General features: G+C 57.1%; 21 protein-coding genes and 2 tRNA genes. 7 read left to right on the plus strand and 16 right to left on the minus strand.

Translation table 11 applies throughout. The features are described 5' to 3' along the window. Window positions 1-3 precede the first annotated feature (3 nt). From nusA to rlmE, 9 genes are all read right to left on the minus strand, one after another. Window positions 4-1,512 (minus strand): transcription termination factor NusA, encoded by a 1,509-nt coding sequence (nusA, locus tag L085_RS01930; protein ID WP_004933514.1) that lies wholly within the window; start codon window positions 1,510-1,512, stop codon window positions 4-6. 21 nt (window positions 1,513-1,533) lie between these two features. Continuing rightward, entirely contained in the window at window positions 1,534-1,986 is a 453-nt protein-coding gene (gene rimP, locus L085_RS01935) for a ribosome maturation factor RimP (protein WP_004933515.1), read from the minus strand. 217 nt (window positions 1,987-2,203) lie between these two features. Beyond that, window positions 2,204-2,280 (minus strand) — tRNA-Met (locus L085_RS01940). A 60-nt stretch (window positions 2,281-2,340) separates the two neighbouring features. Further along, window positions 2,341-2,427 (minus strand) — tRNA-Leu (locus tag L085_RS01945). A gap of 69 nt (window positions 2,428-2,496) precedes the next feature. Further along, window positions 2,497-2,832 (minus strand): preprotein translocase subunit SecG, encoded by a 336-nt coding sequence (gene secG / locus L085_RS01950; RefSeq protein WP_004933519.1) that lies wholly within the window; start codon window positions 2,830-2,832, stop codon window positions 2,497-2,499. Between the two features lie 220 nt (window positions 2,833-3,052). Further along, on the minus strand, window positions 3,053-4,390 hold the full coding sequence (gene glmM, locus L085_RS01955; RefSeq protein ID WP_004933522.1) for a phosphoglucosamine mutase: 1,338 nt from the start codon (window positions 4,388-4,390) through the stop codon (window positions 3,053-3,055). Between the two features lie 4 nt (window positions 4,391-4,394). Continuing rightward, window positions 4,395-5,231: a dihydropteroate synthase gene (folP, locus tag L085_RS01960; protein ID WP_044029873.1), complete on the minus strand. Its 837-nt coding sequence runs from the start codon at window positions 5,229-5,231 to the stop codon at window positions 4,395-4,397. A 92-nt stretch (window positions 5,232-5,323) separates the two neighbouring features. After that, window positions 5,324-7,255, minus strand: a complete 1,932-nt coding sequence (gene ftsH, locus L085_RS01965; RefSeq protein WP_004933529.1) for an ATP-dependent zinc metalloprotease FtsH — start codon at window positions 7,253-7,255, stop codon at window positions 5,324-5,326. A gap of 56 nt (window positions 7,256-7,311) precedes the next feature. Further along, window positions 7,312-7,941, minus strand: coding sequence for a 23S rRNA (uridine(2552)-2'-O)-methyltransferase RlmE (gene rlmE / locus L085_RS01970; RefSeq protein WP_004933533.1), 630 nt, complete (start codon window positions 7,939-7,941; stop codon window positions 7,312-7,314). A 143-nt stretch (window positions 7,942-8,084) separates the two neighbouring features. Between rlmE and yhbY the strand changes: the two genes are divergently transcribed. Then, the gene (gene yhbY / locus L085_RS01975; RefSeq protein ID WP_004933536.1) at window positions 8,085-8,378 is read left to right on the plus strand and encodes a ribosome assembly RNA-binding protein YhbY; all 294 of its coding nucleotides are present in this window, start codon (window positions 8,085-8,087) and stop codon (window positions 8,376-8,378) included. 112 nt (window positions 8,379-8,490) lie between these two features. Here yhbY and greA read toward each other — a convergent pair whose 3' ends face one another. Beyond that, window positions 8,491-8,967: a transcription elongation factor GreA gene (gene greA, locus L085_RS01980; protein WP_004933539.1), complete on the minus strand. Its 477-nt coding sequence runs from the start codon at window positions 8,965-8,967 to the stop codon at window positions 8,491-8,493. Between the two features lie 256 nt (window positions 8,968-9,223). On the opposite strand from greA, the gene dacB reads away from it, so the two are divergent. The 3 genes from dacB to pmrB are packed head-to-tail and all read left to right on the plus strand — an operon-like array spanning window position 9,224 to window position 12,386. Continuing rightward, entirely contained in the window at window positions 9,224-10,657 is a 1,434-nt protein-coding gene (dacB, locus tag L085_RS01985) for a serine-type D-Ala-D-Ala carboxypeptidase (RefSeq protein ID WP_025159591.1), read from the plus strand. A gap of 8 nt (window positions 10,658-10,665) precedes the next feature. Next, window positions 10,666-11,328, plus strand: coding sequence for a two-component system response regulator PmrA (gene pmrA / locus L085_RS01990; RefSeq protein ID WP_019453348.1), 663 nt, complete (start codon window positions 10,666-10,668; stop codon window positions 11,326-11,328). Beyond that, complete coding sequence (gene pmrB / locus L085_RS01995; protein WP_021504259.1) at window positions 11,325-12,386, plus strand: two-component system sensor histidine kinase PmrB; 1,062 nt, start codon at window positions 11,325-11,327, stop codon at window positions 12,384-12,386. Before pmrA ends, pmrB begins: the two co-directional genes overlap by 4 nt. Before the next feature lie 36 nt (window positions 12,387-12,422). Here the strand turns inward: pmrB and cgtA are convergent, their stop codons facing one another. The 4 genes from cgtA to rplU all read right to left on the minus strand — a co-directional run bounded on the left by cgtA (window position 12,423) and on the right by rplU (window position 15,275). Continuing rightward, complete coding sequence (cgtA, locus tag L085_RS02000) at window positions 12,423-13,595, minus strand: Obg family GTPase CgtA (RefSeq protein WP_004933553.1); 1,173 nt, start codon at window positions 13,593-13,595, stop codon at window positions 12,423-12,425. 16 nt (window positions 13,596-13,611) lie between these two features. Further along, window positions 13,612-14,583 (minus strand): DMT family transporter, encoded by a 972-nt coding sequence (locus L085_RS02005; RefSeq protein ID WP_016929330.1) that lies wholly within the window; start codon window positions 14,581-14,583, stop codon window positions 13,612-13,614. Window positions 14,584-14,688: 105 nt separating this feature from the next. Beyond that, window positions 14,689-14,946, minus strand: a complete 258-nt coding sequence (gene rpmA, locus L085_RS02010; protein ID WP_004933559.1) for a 50S ribosomal protein L27 — start codon at window positions 14,944-14,946, stop codon at window positions 14,689-14,691. A gap of 17 nt (window positions 14,947-14,963) precedes the next feature. Beyond that, a complete protein-coding gene (rplU, locus tag L085_RS02015) occupies window positions 14,964-15,275 on the minus strand; it encodes a 50S ribosomal protein L21 (protein WP_004933561.1) in 312 nt (103 codons plus the stop codon). Between the two features lie 269 nt (window positions 15,276-15,544). Here rplU and ispB point away from each other — a divergent pair, with 269 nt between their 5' ends. Beyond that, window positions 15,545-16,516 (plus strand): octaprenyl diphosphate synthase, encoded by a 972-nt coding sequence (gene ispB / locus L085_RS02020; protein WP_016929331.1) that lies wholly within the window; start codon window positions 15,545-15,547, stop codon window positions 16,514-16,516. Between the two features lie 50 nt (window positions 16,517-16,566). Here ispB and L085_RS02025 read toward each other — a convergent pair whose 3' ends face one another. Continuing rightward, window positions 16,567-16,923, minus strand: a complete 357-nt coding sequence (locus L085_RS02025; protein WP_015376406.1) for a DNA-binding protein — start codon at window positions 16,921-16,923, stop codon at window positions 16,567-16,569. Window positions 16,924-17,104: 181 nt separating this feature from the next. Here L085_RS02025 and L085_RS02030 point away from each other — a divergent pair, with 181 nt between their 5' ends. Further along, window positions 17,105-17,365, plus strand: a complete 261-nt coding sequence (locus L085_RS02030; protein WP_004933567.1) for a helix-turn-helix transcriptional regulator — start codon at window positions 17,105-17,107, stop codon at window positions 17,363-17,365. Window positions 17,366-17,431: 66 nt separating this feature from the next. Here L085_RS02030 and mdh read toward each other — a convergent pair whose 3' ends face one another. After that, window positions 17,432-18,370 (minus strand): malate dehydrogenase, encoded by a 939-nt coding sequence (gene mdh, locus L085_RS02035; RefSeq protein ID WP_004933569.1) that lies wholly within the window; start codon window positions 18,368-18,370, stop codon window positions 17,432-17,434. A 464-nt stretch (window positions 18,371-18,834) separates the two neighbouring features. On the opposite strand from mdh, the gene argR reads away from it, so the two are divergent. After that, on the plus strand, window positions 18,835-19,305 hold the full coding sequence (gene argR / locus L085_RS02040; protein ID WP_004933572.1) for a transcriptional regulator ArgR: 471 nt from the start codon (window positions 18,835-18,837) through the stop codon (window positions 19,303-19,305). Window positions 19,306-19,430: the final 125 nt, after the last annotated feature.

Consider the following 19,430-nt stretch of genomic DNA (forward strand, 5'->3'; position numbering starts at 1 on the left):
TTATTACGCGTTGTCGCCAAACCAACAGATATTGCGCGCAGCCATGATCAGCTCGCCGGCTTGCTCGTCGCTAAGCCCTTCAATATCAGCCAGATCGTCAACACCCTGCTCGGCAAGATCTTCCAGCGTACAAACCCCACGCGCGGCCAGTTTAAAGGCCATGCTGCGCTCAAGACCCGGCAGGTTGAGCAAATCGTCGGCCGGTTTGTTGTCGCCCAGGCTTTCTTCTTGTGCCAGGGCCAGCGTGGTCAATGCAGCTTTGGCGCGTTCGCGCAATGCTTCAACCGTATCTTCATCCAGACCGTCGATTTCCAACAGCTCTTTGATCGGCACGTAGGCCAGCTCTTCCAGCGTGGAGAAGCCTTCTTCAACCAGTACGGTGGCGAAATCTTCGTCGATATCAAGATACTTGGTGAAGGTATCAATAGCGGCATGAGCCTCGGCCTGGTGCTTGGCCTGCAGGTCGTCCGCCGTCATCACGTTCAGTTCCCAACGATCGTCGCCGCGGTGTTGTTTCAGCAGCTGGGAAGCCAAACGCACGTTTTGGCCGTTACGGCCGATCGCCTGTGCCAGGTTGCTGGCTTCAACGGCGATATCCATGGTGCAGTTATCTTCATCTACCACGATCGACGCGACGTCGGCCGGCGCCATGGCGTTGATGACGAATTGCGCTGGATTATCATCCCACAGGATGATGTCGATGCGTTCGCCGCCGAGCTCGCTCGACACGGCCTGAACGCGCGCACCGCGCATACCTACGCAGGCGCCGACCGGGTCGATGCGCTTGTCGTTGGTTTTCACTGCAATTTTCGCACGGGAGCCAGGATCGCGGGCTGCCGCTTTAATTTCAATCACTTCTTCGCCGATTTCCGGCACTTCGATGCGGAACAGTTCTTTCAGCATTTCCGGGCTGGAACGGCTGACGAACAGCTGCGCGCCGCGGGCTTCAGGACGCACGGCGTACAGTACGCCGCGAATGCGGTCGCCCGGACGGAAGTTTTCGCGCGGCAACATGTCTTCACGGCCAATCACCGCTTCGGCGTTGTTGCCCAGATCCAGCGCAATGCTGTCACGGTTCACTTTCTTCACCACGCCGGTGACGATCTCGCCTTCATGTTCACGGAAAGCGTCAACCACCATCGCGCGCTCGGCCTCGCGCACTTTCTGCACGATAACCTGCTTGGCGGTTTGGGTGGTGATACGGTCGAAGGTCACGGATTCGATCTGATCTTCGACGTAGCCGCCGAGCTCGATGCTCGGATCTTCAAACTGAGCGGCTTCCAGCGTGATTTCACGCGTTGGCTGAGTCACTTCGTCTACGGCGACCCAACGGCGGAAGGTATCGAAATCGCCGGTTCTGCGGTCAATGCTGACGCGCACGTCGATTTCCTGCTCGTATTTTTTCTTGGTTGCGGTGGCTAATGCAGTTTCCAGCGCTTCGAAAATCTTCTCGCGCGGAAGGGATTTTTCATTGGAAACTGCTTCAACAACAGCCAGAATCTCTTTGTTCATCCTAGTTGCCTCTTCCAAACTTTAAAAGTGGGGTACCAGGTTCGCTTTCTGGATGTTGCTCAGCGCGAACACTTCATCTTTCCCTTCCACAGTAACCGTGATCATCTCGCCTTCGACAGACTTGATAATACCCTGCCACTTGCGACGGTTCTGTACCGCCATGCGCAGGACCAGGCTGACTTCTTCACCGAGGTAACGCGTATAGTGCTCTGCGGTGAACATCGGGCGATCAAGGCCAGGAGAGGAGACTTCCAAGTTGTAAGCGACCGTGATTGGATCTTCGACGTCCAATACAGCGCTGACCTGGTGGCTGACATCAGCGCAATCATCAACATTGATGCCGTTGTCACTATCAATATAGATGCGGAGCGTCGATTGGCGCGCACGAATGAATTCGATGCCTACAAGCTCAAAGCCCAACGCTTCTACGGGTGCCGAAAGCATCTCTGTTAACTGTTGCTCTAATGTGGACAAGCCCACCCCCAAGACATAAAAAAAGGGCTAAATAGCCCAGTGATTCTGTTGCCAAATAACAAAAAACCCCGAAAAATCGGGGCTTTATGCAACTGGACCCTGTTTGCCGCTAGGCGGCCTCGGTACAACTTTCGAGCAAGTGTCATTTTCAAATGTTGATCGAGAAAAGCGGATTTCAATCGAAAAGTGTATTTGAAAATAAACACTTAAAGGAAAGTGGTTGCGGGGGCCGGATTTGAACCGACGACCTTCGGGTTATGAGCCCGACGAGCTACCAGGCTGCTCCACCCCGCGTCCGAAAACGTGGCAAATACTACGCCGATAATCGCAAAATTGCAAGTTATCTCTGGGATTTGGTACCGAGGATGGGACTCGAACCCACAAGCCCGTTAGGGCACTACCACCTCAAGGTAGCGTGTCTACCAATTCCACCACCTCGGTACTGATTCTTACTGCTAACGGCCGTTGTTCTTTCGAGTTCACAACCACCGTTTACAAACTTTTTGCGACTTACTGCGGGATGTCGCTGCTCGGCTTGGCAGGTGCTGCCGGCGCGGTTGTCTGCTCAGTTTTCACCGGCTGACCGAGGTTTTCCCACTCGCTGCCTTTCTTGCTTTGGTTGCTGCTGAGGTTGCCCAGAATCAGGCTGATGACGAAGAACAGCGTCGCCAATACAGCAGTCATGCGGGTCATAAAGTTACCGGAACCACTCGAACCGAACAACGTGCCTGATGCACCTGCTCCGAAAGAGGCTCCCATATCAGCGCCTTTACCTTGCTGCAACATAATCAGAGCAACCAGCCCGATTGAAATCAGCAGGAAAATTACCAGAAGAGCTTCGTACATAGTAGTACCCGTATCCTTGCGGCCTCACCGCATGCCAAATGCTTCACACTCATCAAGCAGGCGTGTTTATAAACTGCCTACTGAAGCGGGTGTGAATACTAACCAAAGCCGCCAACCCGCGCAAGGGCAATTTGCAGCCGTCGGCGCGTTTGCGGAAAAAAACGCCAACAATCGCCTGTTCGGGCTCAGCGATGCCAAGCCCGGCGGCTAACTGTCTGTTTTAACCTGCGGATTTCACCGCATCGGCGATGCGATGCGCCAGCGCGGTCACCTGCTGCTCGTCCTCACCCTCCACCATCACGCGGATCAGCGGTTCAGTGCCCGATTTGCGCAGCAGCACCCGGCCGCGACCGGCCAGCTCGGCTTCCACCTGTTCGGTGACCTTGCGCACCGCTTCGGACTCCAGCGGATTGTGATCGCCGGCGAAACGCACGTTGACCAGGATCTGCGGCAACAGCTTCATGCCGCTGCACAGGTCATGCAGGCTCATGTGGTTACGCACCATGGCAGTCAGCACCTGCAACCCGGCCACGATGCCGTCGCCGGTGGTGGTTTTGTCCAGCAAGATCACATGGCCGGAGTTTTCCGCACCGATGCGCCAGCCCAGCTCCTGCAGCTTCTCCAGCACGTAACGGTCGCCCACTTTGGCGCGAGCGAACGGAATGCCCAGCTGTTTCAGCGCCAGCTCCAGCCCCATATTGCTCATCAGGGTGCCGACCGCGCCGCCGCGCAGCTGACCCTGGCGCAGGCCTTCGCGGGCGATGATGTACAGGATCTGATCGCCGTCCACCTTATTGCCCAGGTGATCCACCATCATCACGCGGTCGCCGTCGCCGTCGAACGCCAGGCCAACGTGCGCTTTTTCCTGCAGCACGCGCTCCTGCAACTGACGCACATCGGTAGCACCGCATTTCTCGTTGATGTTCATGCCGTCCGGCTCAACGCCGATGGCGATCACCGTAGCGCCCAGCTCGCGCAGCACGCTCGGCGCGATGTGGTAAGTCGCGCCGTTGGCGCAGTCGACCACGATTTTCAGCCCTTTCAGGCTCAGCTCGCTCGGGAAGGTGCCTTTGCAGAATTCGATATAGCGACCGGCGGCGTCGATGATGCGGCTGGCTTTACCCAGTTCCGAGGACTCCACGCAGGTCAGCGGCTTTTCCATCTCGGCCTCGATCGCTTCTTCGACATTGTCCGGCAGCTTGGCGCCGTCGATCGAGAAAAACTTGATGCCGTTGTCATAGAACGGGTTATGCGAAGCGGAAATGACAATGCCCGCTTCGGCGCGGAAGGTGCGCGTCAGATAGGCTACCGCCGGCGTGGGCATCGGCCCGGTGAAAGAGGCGGACAATCCGGCGGCCGCCAGACCGGCTTCCAGAGCGGACTCCAGCATATAGCCGGAGATGCGCGTATCCTTACCGATGATGATCTTGCGGGAACCGTGACGCGCCAGCACTTTACCGGCCGCCCAGCCCAGCTTCAGCACGAAGTCCGGCGTAATGGGGCTGTCCCCGACCTTGCCACGGATGCCGTCGGTGCCAAAATATTTGCGCTCGCTCATGTCTCTACTGTCCCTTAGCTGAAAGTGTTGCCTCGACGACACGCATCGCCTCGACGGTTTCTTTAACGTCATGCACTCTGACAATCTGCGCACCCTGCATCGCCGCGATCACTGCGCAGGCCACGCTGCCGATAACCCGTTGATCCGGCGGCACGTTCAGCAGTTGTCCAATCATCGATTTGCGCGACATGCCGACCAACAGCGGCAAACCAAAACGATGAAACTCCGACAACCGAGCCAGAAGCTGATAGTTGTGCGACAAATTTTTACCGAAACCGAAGCCGGGGTCGAGCAGCAATTTCTGATTTGTTATCCCCGCCTCGTTACAGCGCCGGATATGGTGTTCGAAAAACGCCTGAACGTCGGCGATCAGATCGTCGTAGTGCGGCGCCTGCTGCATGGTGCGCGGCTGCCCCTGCATGTGCATCAGACAGACCGGCAGGCCGCTTTCCGCCGCCGCCGCCAGGGCACCCGGCTCCTGCAGCGAACGAATGTCGTTGATCAGATGGGCGCCGGCCTGCGCCGATTCGCGGATCACGCCCGCCTTCGAGGTATCGACCGAGATAAAGACCTCGAAGCGCTGCGCCAGCGCTTCCACCACCGGCACGACCCGTTCCAATTCTTCCTCTTCACTCACCTCCGCCGCCCCCGGCCTTGTCGATTCGCCGCCGATATCAATCATCGTGGCGCCGGCCGAAATCAGCGCATGCGCATGCATCAGCGCCTGGTTCAGGGTGTTGTGGCGGCCGCCGTCGGAAAACGAATCCGGTGTCACGTTGAGGATGCCCATCACCTGTGGATGGGAGAGATTGAGCGTCATGTCGCGCACGGTTAACTGCATGGTTGGTCCACCTTACTGTTGCCTGGTTCACTGCCCGCCGGGCAAAAAAAAACCCCGGCGTACCGGGGTTTGATGTTATTACACAGCCGTTGTTACTTGTCGAGCTGTTCGGACATGGTGTTGCCCGGCGTTGGGGTGCGCGGCTCATCTACCGGCGTCGGGGCTTTCGGGGTGCCGCCGTTGTCGGAGCTGTTGCCTTTGTTCGCATCGTCCCAGCCCGCCGGCGGACGCACGTCTTTGCGGTTCATCAGATCGTCGATCTGCGGCGCATCGATGGTTTCATACTTCATCAGCGCATCCTTCATCGAGTGCAGGATGTCCATGTTTTCCATCAGCAGCGAGCGAGCACGCGTGTAGTTGCGTTCGATCAGCGACTTCACTTCCTGGTCGATGATACGCGCGGTTTCATCCGACATGTGCTTCGCCTTGGCCACGGAGCGGCCCAGGAACACTTCACCCTCTTCTTCCGCATACAGCAGCGGCCCCAGCTTCTCGGAGAAGCCCCATTGGGTCACCATGTTGCGGGCGATGGAGGTCGCCACTTTGATGTCGTTCGACGCACCGGTAGAGACTTTTTCCGGCCCGTAGATGATCTCTTCCGCCAGACGGCCGCCGTACAGGGTGGAGATTTGGCTCTCCAGCTTCTGACGGCTGGCGCTGATCGCATCCCCTTCCGGCAGGAAGAAGGTCACGCCGAGCGCACGGCCACGAGGAATGATCGTCACTTTATGTACCGGATCATGTTCAGGAACCAGGCGGCCAATGATGGCGTGGCCCGCTTCGTGATACGCGGTCGACTCTTTCTGCGCTTCGGTCATTACCATGGAGCGGCGTTCCGCACCCATCATGATCTTGTCTTTGGCTTTCTCGAACTCCACCATCGACACCACGCGCTTGTTGCCGCGGGCGGCGAACAGCGCCGCTTCGTTGACCAGGTTGGCCAGATCGGCACCGGAGAAGCCCGGCGTACCGCGCGCAATGACGGAGGCGTCGATGTCGGCAGCCAACGGCACGCGGCGCATGTGCACCTTCAGGATCTGCTCACGGCCACGCACATCCGGCAGCCCGACCACGACCTGACGGTCGAAACGGCCCGGGCGCAACAGCGCGGGGTCAAGCACGTCCGGACGGTTGGTGGCCGCGATGACGATGATGCCCTCGTTGCCTTCGAAACCGTCCATCTCAACCAGCATCTGGTTCAGGGTCTGCTCGCGCTCATCGTGACCGCCACCCAGGCCGGCGCCACGCTGGCGACCGACGGCGTCGATTTCATCGATGAAGATGATGCACGGCGCGGCTTTCTTCGCTTGTTCGAACATGTCGCGCACGCGGGATGCACCCACGCCGACGAACATTTCGACGAAGTCGGAACCGGAAATTGTGAAGAACGGTACCTTCGCTTCGCCGGCGATCGCTTTCGCCAACAGCGTTTTACCGGTCCCCGGCGGGCCAACCATCAGCACGCCTTTCGGGATCTTGCCGCCCAGCTTCTGGAAACGGCTCGGTTCGCGCAGGTATTCCACCAGTTCGCTCACCTCTTCTTTCGCTTCGTCACACCCGGCGACATCGGCGAAAGTGGTCTTGATCTGGTCTTCCGTCAGCATGCGGGCCTTGCTCTTGCCGAAGGACATCGCGCCCTTGCCGCCGCCGCCCTGCATTTGCCGCATAAAGAAGATCCAGACCCCGATCAGCAACAGCATCGGGAACCAAGAGATAAAGATAGAAGCCAGCAGGCTCGGCTCTTCAGGCGGCTCGCCGACAACTTTCACATTCTTCGTTAACAACGTATCCAGCAACTTAGGATCGTTGACAGGGATGTAGGTCGTGTATTTGTTACTGTCTTTCTTGGTAACGTTAATTTCACGTCCGTTGATTCGCGCTTCGCGAACCTGGTCCTGGGTCAGTTCGGACATGAAGGTAGAGTAATCCACCCTACGGCCATTCGACTCGCTGGGCCCAAAGCTCTGGAATACAGACATCAACACTACCGCGATGACTAACCAGAGAATTAGGTTTTTCGCCATGTCACTCAAGGGATTAACCTCATCTTACAACTGTGTTAACAAACAGCGTTAGGGTACTACAGTTTGCGCCCTGTCGCTACAATGTACACTTCGCGCGAACGGGCGCGGGAAGCGTCTGGCTTACGAATCTTAACCTTCGTAAACAGGGAGCGAATTTCCCGTAGGTACTCGTCAAAGCCATCTCCCTGGAACACCTTCACCAGGAAACTTCCGCCTGGTGCGAGGACATCACGACACATATCCAGCGCCAACTCCACCAGATACATCGACCTTGGAATATCGACCGCCGGGGTGCCACTCATATTCGGGGCCATATCGGACATGACCACCTGAACCTTACTCTCGCCTACTCGTTCCAACAGTGCCTTCAGCACCAGTTCATCACGAAAATCGCCCTGAAGGAAATCGACGCCAACGATAGGATCCATTGGCAAAATATCACAGGCGATGATGCGCCCGGTACCGCCGATTTGGGTGACCACATACTGCGACCAGCCGCCCGGTGCGGCGCCCAGGTCAACCACGGTCATGCCCGGTTTGAACAGTTTGTCGCTCTGCTGTATTTCATCAAGTTTAAACCAGGCACGGGAACGCAGTCCCTTTTTCTGCGCCTGCTGTACATATTTATCGCTAAAGTGTTCTTGTAACCAGCGACTGGAGCTAGCCGAACGCTTTTTATTAGCCATCTCGTTTTCCAACTATCATAAAAAGAGTCTTATGTCAGGGTCGCTGCTCACGTAGACTCACACCGGTGAAGACCGATTTGGTGATATACATGAGATGGCGGTAGAATGTACCGTTTTCAATCCCAACTTAAGCAAAAAAGACAATGAATCTGAATAATAAACAAAAACAGCACCTGAAAGGCCTGGCGCATCCGTTAAAACCGGTGGTGATGCTGGGCAATAACGGTCTTACCGAAGGGGTGCTGGCTGAAATTGAACAGGCTCTGGAGCATCATGAGCTGATCAAGGTAAAAATCGCCGCTGAAGATCGCGAAACCAAGACCCTGATCGCCGACGCTATCGTGCGTGAAACGGGCGCCTGCAATGTGCAAGTTATCGGCAGTACGCTTATTCTTTACCGCCCGTCGAAAGAGCGCAAGATCAGTCTACCGCGTTAATAACCATCAGGTTAACGAAAAGGTGCCATGCGCCTGACCAAGATAAAAGGCCGCTTGCGGCCTTTTTCCTATCTTTACAAAACGTTGGCGCATTAATGACCAACGGTCCCGATCAGAGATACTCGACCTTCAGGATCTCGTATTCCACGTCGCCGCCTGGGGTTTTGATCACCACCACATCGTCTTGCTCTTTGCCGATCAGGCCGCGCGCCATCGGCGAGTTTACCGAAATCAGATTTTTCTTGAAATCGGCCTCATCGTCGCCAACGATGCGGTAAGTCACTTCTTCTTCGCTATCCAGATTCATCACCGATACGGTGGCGCCGAAGATCACCCGACCGGTGTTCGGCATCTTGGTGATGTCGATCACCTGAGCATTGGACAGCTTGGCTTCGATTTCCTGAATGCGGCCTTCACAGAAACCCTGCTGTTCGCGGGCGGCATGGTACTCGGCATTTTCTTTCAAGTCGCCGTGTTCACGCGCTTCAGCGATATCCGCAATGATTTTCGGGCGGCGCACGCTTTTAAGATATTCGAGCTCTTCGCGCAGTTTTTCAGCGCCAAACAAGGTCATCGGAATTTGGTTCATCGTATAAATACCTCTAAATCTTTCCTGTTCAAATAACCGTCATCCTGACGTATTCGTATGAAAACACGGTTGGCATACCGCCCCCCGCCTCCAGGCGACAAACAAAAGAAACCTGACTCGGAACGGAGCCCAAGCCAAGATCGGTTTTGCATTTTGATACGCATTTTAGCCTAGAGTTCCTTGAGGGTCATCGTTTACTTTTTCCCTGATTGCACCGTAGTATGACGGCACGTTATCCAGCTGTTATCCCGAGATTATGCGTTTTTCACGAATTGTCAGTGCATTGGCTTGCGCATTTGTTCTGAATGCGAATGCGGCCCCGGTTGAAGAGTACACACAATATCTGCCTGATGGGGCCAACCTTGCCCTGGTCGTTCAGAAGATCGGCGCCGGCTCGCCGACGATCGATTACCACTCTCAGCAAATGGCGCTGCCGGCCAGTACCCAAAAAGTGCTGACGGCGCTGGCGGCATTGCTGCAACTCGGGCCCGATTACCGTTTCACCACCACGCTGGAGAGCCAGGGCGATATCCGCGACGGCGTGCTGCGCGGCAACCTGATCGCTCGCTTCAGCGGCGATCCGACCTTCAAACGCCAGAGCCTGCGCAATATGGTGGCCGTCCTGAAAAAGCAGGGCGTGCGCCAAATCAGCGGCGACGTGCTGGTCGATACCTCAGTCTTCGCCAGCCATGACAAAGCGCCCGGTTGGCCGTGGAACGATCTGACGCAGTGCTTCAGCGCGCCGCCGGCCGCCGCCATCGTCGATCGCAACTGTTTCTCGGTCTCGCTGTACAGCGCGCCGAATCCGGGCGACATGGCGTTTATCCGCGTCGCCTCCTATTATCCGGTTAATATGTTTAGCCAGGTGCGCACCCTGGCGCGCGGCTCCGCAGACGCGCAGTACTGCGAGCTGGACGTGGTGCCGGGCGAGCTGAACCGCTTTACCCTGACCGGCTGCCTGACGCAGCGCAGCGAACCGTTGCCGCTGGCCTTCGCCATCCAGGACGGCGCCAGCTATGCGGGCGCCATCTTGAAAGACGAGCTGACGCAGGCCGGCATCCAGATCGACGGGCATTTGAAACGCCAGACGCGTCCCGGCATTACCGGCACGGTGATCGCGCAAACCCAGTCGGCACCGCTGCACGATCTGTTGAAGATCATGCTGAAGAAGTCGGACAACATGATTGCCGATACCGTCTTCCGCACCATCGGCCATGAGCGCTTCGGCGTGCCGGGCACCTGGCGAGCGGGCTCCGATGCGGTGCGCCAGGTACTGCGCCAAAAGGCCGGCATCGATCTGGGCAATACCATCATCGCCGACGGTTCCGGCCTGTCGCGCCACAACCTGCTGGCCCCGGCGACCATGATGCAGGCACTGCAGTACATCGCGCAGCACGACAACGAGCTGAACTTTATCTCGATGCTGCCGCTGTCCGGCTATGACGGCACCCTGCGCTACCGCGGCGGCCTGCATGAAGCCGGCGTCGACGGCAAGGTGTCGGCCAAGACCGGCGCGCTGCAGGGCGTCTACAACCTGGCAGGCTTCATCACGACCGCCAGCGGCCAGCGCATGGCCTTCGTGCAGTATCTCTCCGGCTACGCCGTGCCGCCGGAAGATCAGAAACAGCGCCGCGCGCCGCTGGTGCGCTTCGAAAGCCGCCTGTATCGGGATATTTACCAAAACAACTGAGGGTCGTCATGAAGCTGCTGGTCGTTGAAGATGATGAACTGCTGCAACAGGGGCTGGCGTTGGCGCTGACCGGCGAGGGTTACGTCTGCGACTGCGCCGCCACGGCGGCGGAGGCCAACAGCCTGCTCATCACCAGCCAATACAGCATGGTGATCCTGGATCTCGGCCTGCCGGACATGGACGGCGCGGCGCTGCTGCGGCAGTGGCGCCGCCAGCAGATCGATCTGCCGGTGCTGATCCTGACCGCCCGCGACGCCCTGGAAGATCGCGTCGACGGGCTGGACGCCGGCGCCGACGACTACCTGGTCAAACCCTTCGCGCTGGTTGAGCTGCAGGCGCGCGTGCGCGCTCTCCTGCGGCGCTACCAGGGCCACAGCGACAATCTGATGCAGGTGGATGACCTGCAGTTGAATCTCTCCAGCCAGCAGGTCTATCTGCAACAGCAGCCGGTGGAGGTCACGCCGAAAGAGTTCGCCATTCTGGCGCGCCTGATCATGCGTGCCGGGCAGACGGTCAACCGCGAACTCCTGCAGCAGGATCTCTACACCTGGCAAGACGATTTAGGTTCCAACACCCTGGAAGTGCATATTCACAACCTGCGCCGCAAACTGGGCAAGGATCGCATTCGCACCGTGCGCGGCATCGGCTACCGCCTGGAACCCTCGTCATGATCAGCATGCGCCGCCGCCTGCTGCTGATGCTGGCGCTGATCCTGCTGGTCACGCAACTCATCAGCGCCTTCTGGCTGTGGCACGAAAGCCAGGAGCAGATCAGCTTCCTGGTGGACGAAACCCTGTCCGCCAAAGTGCGTACCGAACGCGTCGATACCGAGATCGCCGAGGCCATCGCATCGCTGTTGGCCCCTTCGCTGATCATGATGATCGTCACCCTGTTGGCGTCATTCTGGGCTATCAGCTGGATCATCCGCCCACTCAACCAACTGCAACAGCGGCTGGAAAAGCGCTCTGCCGATAACCTGACGCCGCTGCCGATCACCAGCGATAGCCAGGAAATGGTGGCCGTCACCAATGCGCTCAATCAGCTGTTCTCACGGTTGGACAACACCATTCAACAGGAACGCCTGTTCACCGCCGACGCCGCCCACGAACTGCGCACGCCGCTGGCCGGCATCCGCCTGCATCTGGAATTGATGGAAAAACAAGGCGTCAAGGGCAGCCAGGCGCTGATCGCCCGCATCGATCAGCTGATGCATACCGTCGAGCAGTTGCTGATGCTGTCGCGCGCCGGGCAAGACTTCGCCAGCGGCCATTATCAGCATTTCGATTGGGTGGCCGATGTGATCCAGCCGCTGCGCGAAGAGCTCGACGAAATGGCCGCCCAACGCGGGCAGACGCTGGGCTGGCAATTGCCGGCTGCTGCCACAGTGAACGGCGATCCGGTGCTGCTGCGGCTTCTGCTGCGCAACCTGGTCGAAAACGCTCACCGTTACGGCCCGGAAGGCGGCGCGATACAGGTGCGGTTAACGCCGCAAGACAACGGCTATCTGCTGCAGGTCATCGACGATGGCCCGGGAATCAAGGAAGAAATGGTCGGGGAGCTGACGCAGGCGTTTCGCCGCATGGATCAACGCTACGGCGGCAGCGGACTGGGCCTGAATATCGTGATCCGCATCGCGCAACTGCACCAGGGGCGTTTGACGCTGGAAAACCGCCGCGATGCGCGCGGCCTGAATGCCCAGTGCTGGCTGCCGGAAAAGGCGCTCAAATAATAAGGGCCCAGCGTTGCTGAGCCCTTTATCACCGAATTACTTCTGGTAAATGATTTCGACGCCTTCGTCGTCGTCTTCGTCCCAGTCGTCATCCCAGTCATCTTCCGCTTCGGCTTCCACTTCCGCGATTTGCTCGCGGTGGTAGTCATCCCACATGAATTCGACTTTTTCCGGTGCGCTTTCTTCGATCGCCATCGCTTTCGGCTGGGTGTTGATGAAGTTCATCACGTCCCAGCACAGCGCGTTGACGCCTTCGCGGTTGGCGGCAGAGATCATGTAGTACTTCCCTTCCCAGCCCATGCCTTCCACAATCGCCTTGGCGCGTTCGGCGGCTTCTTCCTCACCAATCACATCAATTTTGTTGAACACCAGCCAGCGCGGCTTCTGCGCCAGATTTTCGCTGTATTGGTTCAACTCGTTAATGATGACTTTGGCGTTTTCCACCGGATCGGATTCGTCGATCGGCGCGATGTCCACCAGGTGCAGCAGCACGCGGCAACGCTCCAGGTGTTTCAGGAAACGAATACCCAGGCCGGCGCCTTCGGAGGCGCCCTCGATCAGCCCCGGAATGTCGGCGACCACAAAGCTCTGCTCGTGATCCATGCGCACCACGCCCAGGCTCGGCACCAGCGTGGTAAACGGATAATCGGCCACCTTCGGCTTGGCGGCGGACACCGCGCGGATGAAGGTCGATTTGCCGGCGTTCGGCAGCCCCAGCATGCCCACATCGGCCAGCAGCAACAGCTCCAGCAACAGGTCACGCGCTTCGCCGGCGGTACCCAGCGTCTTCTGACGCGGCGCGCGGTTGACCGAAGATTTGAAACGGGTGTTGCCCAGACCGTGCCAGCCGCCTTTGGCGACCATCAGCTTCTGCTCGTGGCGGGTCATGTCGCCGAGGATCTCGCCGGTGCCCTGATCCTTCACGCGCGTGCCGACCGGCACCTTGATGATGACGTCTTTACCGCGTTTGCCGGTACAGTCGCGGCTCTGACCATTCTGGCCGCGTTCGGCGCGGAAAGACTTCTCAAAGCGGTAGTCGATCAGGGTGTTAAGGTTCTCGTCCGCCAGCAGGTAGACGTCGCCGCCGTCGCCGCCGTCACCGCCGTCAGGCCCACCGTTCGGGATATATTTTTCGCGGCGGAAGCTGACGCACCCGTTGCCGCCGTCGCCTGCAACGACCAGAATCGCTGCTTCATCTACAAACTTCATTTACCGTCTCCGTAAATCATTCACCGGGCTGCTTCAAAGGAGCAACCAGGGGGGGGTCTGCCCGTCGCGGCCACCACCGGTGACCAATTGCGGAAAACATGGCGCCCGCCACAACCACAAACGCACCGACATAGCCGACGATGTTCAGCGTCGGCATGGCGAATGCCTGGGGCCAAGCCAGCGCCAATAAATCTGAAAACAGCAGGGTAAACAGCGGGGTCAGCGTAACCAACGCGCTCACCTGCGCCGCCTGCCAGCGCGCCATCGCTTCTGCCAGCGCGCCATAGCCGATCAGCGTGTTGGCGCCGCAAAACAGCAGGCACGCCAATTGCCAGCCGCTAAGCTGGAAAATCACCTCGGGTTTGGCCAGAGGGAACAACGCAATCGCACATAAAGTGTACAACATAACCAGGATCTGCGGCGAAGCCAGCCGGCGCAGCAACACCTTCTGCGCCACGCCATAGCTCACCCAGACCATCGCCGCACACACGCCCAGCATGACGCCCAGCGTGTAGTCCGTCAGCCGGGTGAAGATCTCTATCAGACTGACGTTGAAAAACAGCATCAGCCCGCAAATCAGCATCAGGGCGCCAATGACCTGGGTGATGCGCATGCGCTCTTTTAAAATCAGCACGCTGGCGAACATCATACCGACTGGCGACAGCTGGCCAATCACCTGCGACGCCGTCGGGCTCAGGTATTGCAGCGAGGAGCTGAAGAACACAAAGTTGCCCAGCAGCCCCGCCGTCGCGATCGCCAACAGCAGCAGCCAACGCGGCTGGCGGAACATCGTCAGCGGCGGCAGCTTGCCGCGCACCGCAAGGATCAGGCCCAAACCGATGGCGGCCATGGTAAAGCGATACCAGACAACGGTAAACGGCTCCATCACCACCAACACTTCTTTCATCGCGATCGGCAACGCGCCCCAGCAAACCGCCGTGGTTAACGCCAAAGAAATACCAACGCCGACCTGCTGCTTCGTATCCATATCACCTTCGCCAACGCTGACGGGCCTGCCCTCAGGCAACCCATAAATGTAAAAAGCCCCGCAACGAATTGCGGGGCTTACATCTATTTCGTAAGGCTCGAAAAATTATTCAGCTTCGATGCTGATGAATTTACGATTGCTCGGGCCTTTAACTTCGAATTTGACTTTACCGTCTTTCAAAGCAAACAGAGTGTGGTCTTTGCCGCAACCCACGTTGGTACCAGCGTGGAATTTGGTGCCGCGCTGACGAACGATGATGCTGCCTGCCAGTACTGCTTCGCCGCCAAAGCGTTTTACGCCCAGACGTTTAGCTTCTGAATCGCGACCGTTACGAGTCGAGCCGCCAGCCTTTTTGTGTGCCATTAATCCGCTCTCCTAACTTAAGCGCTGATGCCGGTGATTTTAACGTCAGTGAACCACTGACGGTGGCCCTGCTGCTTACGGTGGTGTTTACGACGACGAAACTTAACGATTTTAATTTTCTCGCCACGACCGTGAGCAACGACTTCAGCTTTGATCTTGCCGCCATCGACGAAAGGAACGCCGATTTTGATATCTTCGCCATTAGCGATCATCAGAATCTGGTCAAACTCAACCGCTTCACCAGTTGCGATGTCCAGCTTTTCCAAGCGAACGGTCTGACCTTCGCTTACTCGGTGTTGTTTACCACCACTTTGGAAAACCGCGTACATATAAAACTCCGCTTTCCGCGTGCCCGACTGTGTTAGTTCAGAGCGCGCTATAAATATTCACAATAGGGCGCGAATTCTACGCAAAAAAGCGGCGCATGACAAGAGCAGAATAAGACCAGAAGGAGAAAAAAGAAGAAAAAAGCGCAGTTTCTTTCGTGGCGTTTATCTGAACCGTTTTTCAAGTACAATCATAGGGACAGTTACCGCCATGTACCGATGTGAGCAGCGATCTCAACGCGGTGAAGAGAAACACAGCTGAAAAAAACACAATGAACCTAGAGCAAATTACCGAGTTAACCGCGCAAGATATGGCGGCCGTGAACGCAACAATTCTCGAACAGCTGAATTCCGATGTCACGCTCATCAATCAGCTTGGCTATTACATTATCAGCGGTGGCGGTAAGCGCATCCGGCCGATGATCGCCGTCCTGGCGGCGCGGGCGTTGGGCTACGAAGGCAACAAGCACGTCACCGTAGCCGCCCTGATCGAATTCATTCATACCGCCACGTTGTTGCATGACGACGTCGTCGACGAATCGGACATGCGCCGCGGCAAAGCCACCGCCAACGCGGCGTTCGGCAACGCCGCCAGCGTGCTGGTCGGCGACTTTATCTATACCCGCGCCTTTCAGATGATGACCAGCCTGGAATCCCTGCGCGTGCTGGCGCTGATGTCGGAGGCCGTCAACGTCATCGCCGAAGGTGAAGTGCTGCAGTTGATGAACGTGCACGATCCCGACATCAGCGAAGAAAGTTATATGCGGGTGATCTACAGCAAAACCGCCCGTCTGTTTGAAGCGGCGGCGCAATCGTCGGCGATCCTGTCCGGCGCCAGCGCTGAGCAAGAACAGGCGCTGCAAGATTATGGCCGCTACCTCGGCACCGCTTTCCAGCTGATCGACGATCTGCTCGACTACAGCGCCGACGGCAGCACGCTGGGCAAAAACACCGGCGACGATCTGAACGAAGGGAAACCGACCCTGCCGCTGCTGCACGCGATGCACAACGGCGACGACGCCCAGCGTGACATGATCCGCGGCGCAATTGAGCAAGGCAACGGCCGCCACCTGCTGGAGCCGGTGCTGCAGGCGATGCAGCAATGCGGTTCGCTGGAATACACCCGCAAACGCGCCGAGGAAGAAGCCGACAAGGCGATCGCCGCGCTGCAGGTCTTGCCGGCATCAGAGCACCGTACAGCGCTGGAGGGCCTGGCCCATTTGGCGGTACAACGCGATTTTTAAGAAATTTTAATTTCGCAATACATTCATCAGGCCCGCCCACGCGGGCCTGCCTAGGTATTGCTCTCTTCGTCGATACGCGCCAGCAGGCCGCCAATCCCTTCCCGCATCAGGAAAGCCACCATTTTCTCGCGCTCGCTCTCCGTCAAATGGTAGTAATACTCGATCCAGACCGCCAACGGATCCTGGCGTTCTACGTCATATGTCGCCCCGTCTTCTTTCAGCGCCAGCAGGTTACGCACGCCTGGAGGCAGGCTGTCGATATGGTACTCCAACGCTTTTCCCTGCACGCCTTTACGCCTGCGGCTGATCCAGCCTTCGCGTCGGGCCATCAGATTGATTCCCTGTGGTGAGGAAGGTAATCCTGCGATGCCTGTCAGTTCCTTGGCGGCAAACCACTCGTTTTTCATAGCCATCATCTCTGGGCAATAGTGGGCAATGTCGGTTTTTGGAAATTACTTGGGTATTTTTTAGGAAATTTAATGGTATTCTTGTTTCCGAATAAGCGTTTCACGTTGTTCAAACGCTTAACCATGACCCGTTAGTTATACCACTAACGCAACTTTGGCTAATCAGAAAAGGAATGTAAACATGAATTCAAGGAACCCAGATTGGCATCCGGCAGATATCATCGCGGCGCTACGCAAGCAGGGCACCACGCTGGCGGCAGTGTCGCGCAAGGCCGGATTAAGCTCATCGACGCTGGCCAATGCGCTGTCGCGCCCGTGGCCAAAGGGGGAATGGCTGATCGCCGAAGCGATAGGCATCCACCCTTCGGAGATCTGGCCAAGCCGCTATTACGATCCGCACAGCGATTGCCTGCTGGATCGCAAAGCACGCATCAAATCGTGAACGCGGAGCAAAAAAAACCGCCGGAACAGCGTCCGGCGGCGTTTATCGGCTGACTATCGGTGTCGATCAGTTATTGATGAACTTCTCGCCCAGTTCGATATCTTTATGCAGCACGTCCAGCATCTCGTTCAGTGCTTTCTGCTCGAAGGCGCTCAGGGTGCCGATATCTTTGCGTTCTTCAACGCCGTTCTTGCCCAGCACCAGCGGCTGCGCGAAGAAGCGAGCGTATTTGCCGTCGCCTTCAACGTAAGCGCATTCCACAACGCCTTTCTCGCCCTGCAGCGCACGCACCAGAGACAGACCGAAACGGGCGGCCGCCTGGCCCATGGACAGCGTTGCAGACCCGCCGCCGGCTTTGGCTTCCACCACTTCAGTGCCGGCGTTCTGAATACGTTTGGTCAGATCCGCCACTTCCTGATCGGTGAAGCTCACGCCAGGGATCTGCGACAGCAGAGGCAGGATGGTCACGCCAGAGTGGCCGCCGATCACCGGCACGTTCAGTTCTTCAGGCTGCTTGCCTTTCAGCTCGGCCACGAAGGTATTGGAACGGATGATATCCAGCGAAGTCACGCCGAACAGTTTGTTCTTGTCGTAAACGCCGGCTTTTTTCAGCACTTCCGCCGCGATGGCGACCGTGGTGTTAACCGGGTTGGTGATGATGCCGATGCAGGCTTTCGGGCAGGTTTTCGCCACTTGCTCAATCAGGTTACGCACGATGCCGGCGTTAACGTTGAACAGGTCAGAGCGATCCATGCCTGGCTTACGGGCCACGCCGGCGGAAATCAGCACCACGTCCGCACCGTGCAGAGCCGGAGTCGCGTCTTCGCCGCTGAAGCCTTTGATTTTAACTGCGGTTGGGATGTGGCTTAAGTCGACGGCAACGCCTGGGGTAACAGGGGCAATGTCGTAGAGAGAGAGTTCAGAACCTGAAGGAAGCTGGGTTTTGAGTAGAAGGGCGAGGGCCTGGCCGATACCGCCAGCAGCACCGAGAACTGCAACTTTCATCCTATACTCCTTTATTATCTTAAATATATAAAGCGCCGTGAATGTGTTGGTTACGGACCTTACGTTATTACACCTTTCAAAACAATAAATTAGCCAATTCTTGCCTGCAGGTATAATAAAACGGCCGCTGTCGCGCCCATTTTAGATTAAATCGCTTACGCATGAAGGGCATAGCGCACACTAATCAAAAATAGTGCGAGGTTATTCACGAGCAAGTTAACCGGCCGTTACATTACACCCTTACGCAACATCAGAACAACATCATTTTAATAACATTTTATTTACCACCGCAGGCCGATTTTCCGTCGTCAAAAGGGCATATTCATCGCGGCCGGATTTTGTTAAAATGCCGCCCTTTCCTCGCCGTCCGGTCATTTTTATTTTCTTTGGGGCGGCCTTTGTTGCATAAAAATTCATCTATATGCATAATCATGACTTCCACTATCAACATTCCACGGTGCAAAATGCGTAATCCCGCAAAACAGGAAGATCTGATCAAGACGTTCAAAGCGTTATTGAAAGAAGAAAAATTCAGTTCTCAAGGCGAGATCGTTTTGGCGCTGCAAGAAGAAGGCTTCGAAAACATTAACCAATCCAAAGTATCGCGCATGCTGACCAAGTTCGGCGCGGTACGTACGCGCAATGCCAAAATGGAAATGGTGTATTGCCTTCCTGCCGAACTCGGCGTGCCGACCACCACCAGCCCATTGAAGAATCTGGTGCTCGACGTCGACCATAACGATGCCGTCGTGGTGATCCACACCAGCCCGGGCGCCGCACAGCTGATCGCCCGCCTGCTCGACTCACTGGGTAAATCCCAGGGTATCCTCGGCACAATTGCCGGCGACGACACGATTTTCGTCACCCCGTCCAACGGCTTTACCGCTCAGAAGCTGCATGAAGCGATCCTGGGCGTGTTCGAACAAGAGCTGTGAAACCTGGCGCTAACAAAGTGCGGCTGTAAACCGCATTTTGTTAGCGCTTCTTTAACCCTCGCGTTACCTTCCCAGCCTTCAACCGCGTTTAACACTGCTTTTTTATCCCGCAACAACACATTTCC

This window comes from Serratia sp. FS14 (genome assembly GCF_000695995.1).
GTDB classification, from domain to species: Bacteria; Pseudomonadota; Gammaproteobacteria; order Enterobacterales; family Enterobacteriaceae; genus Serratia; species Serratia nematodiphila.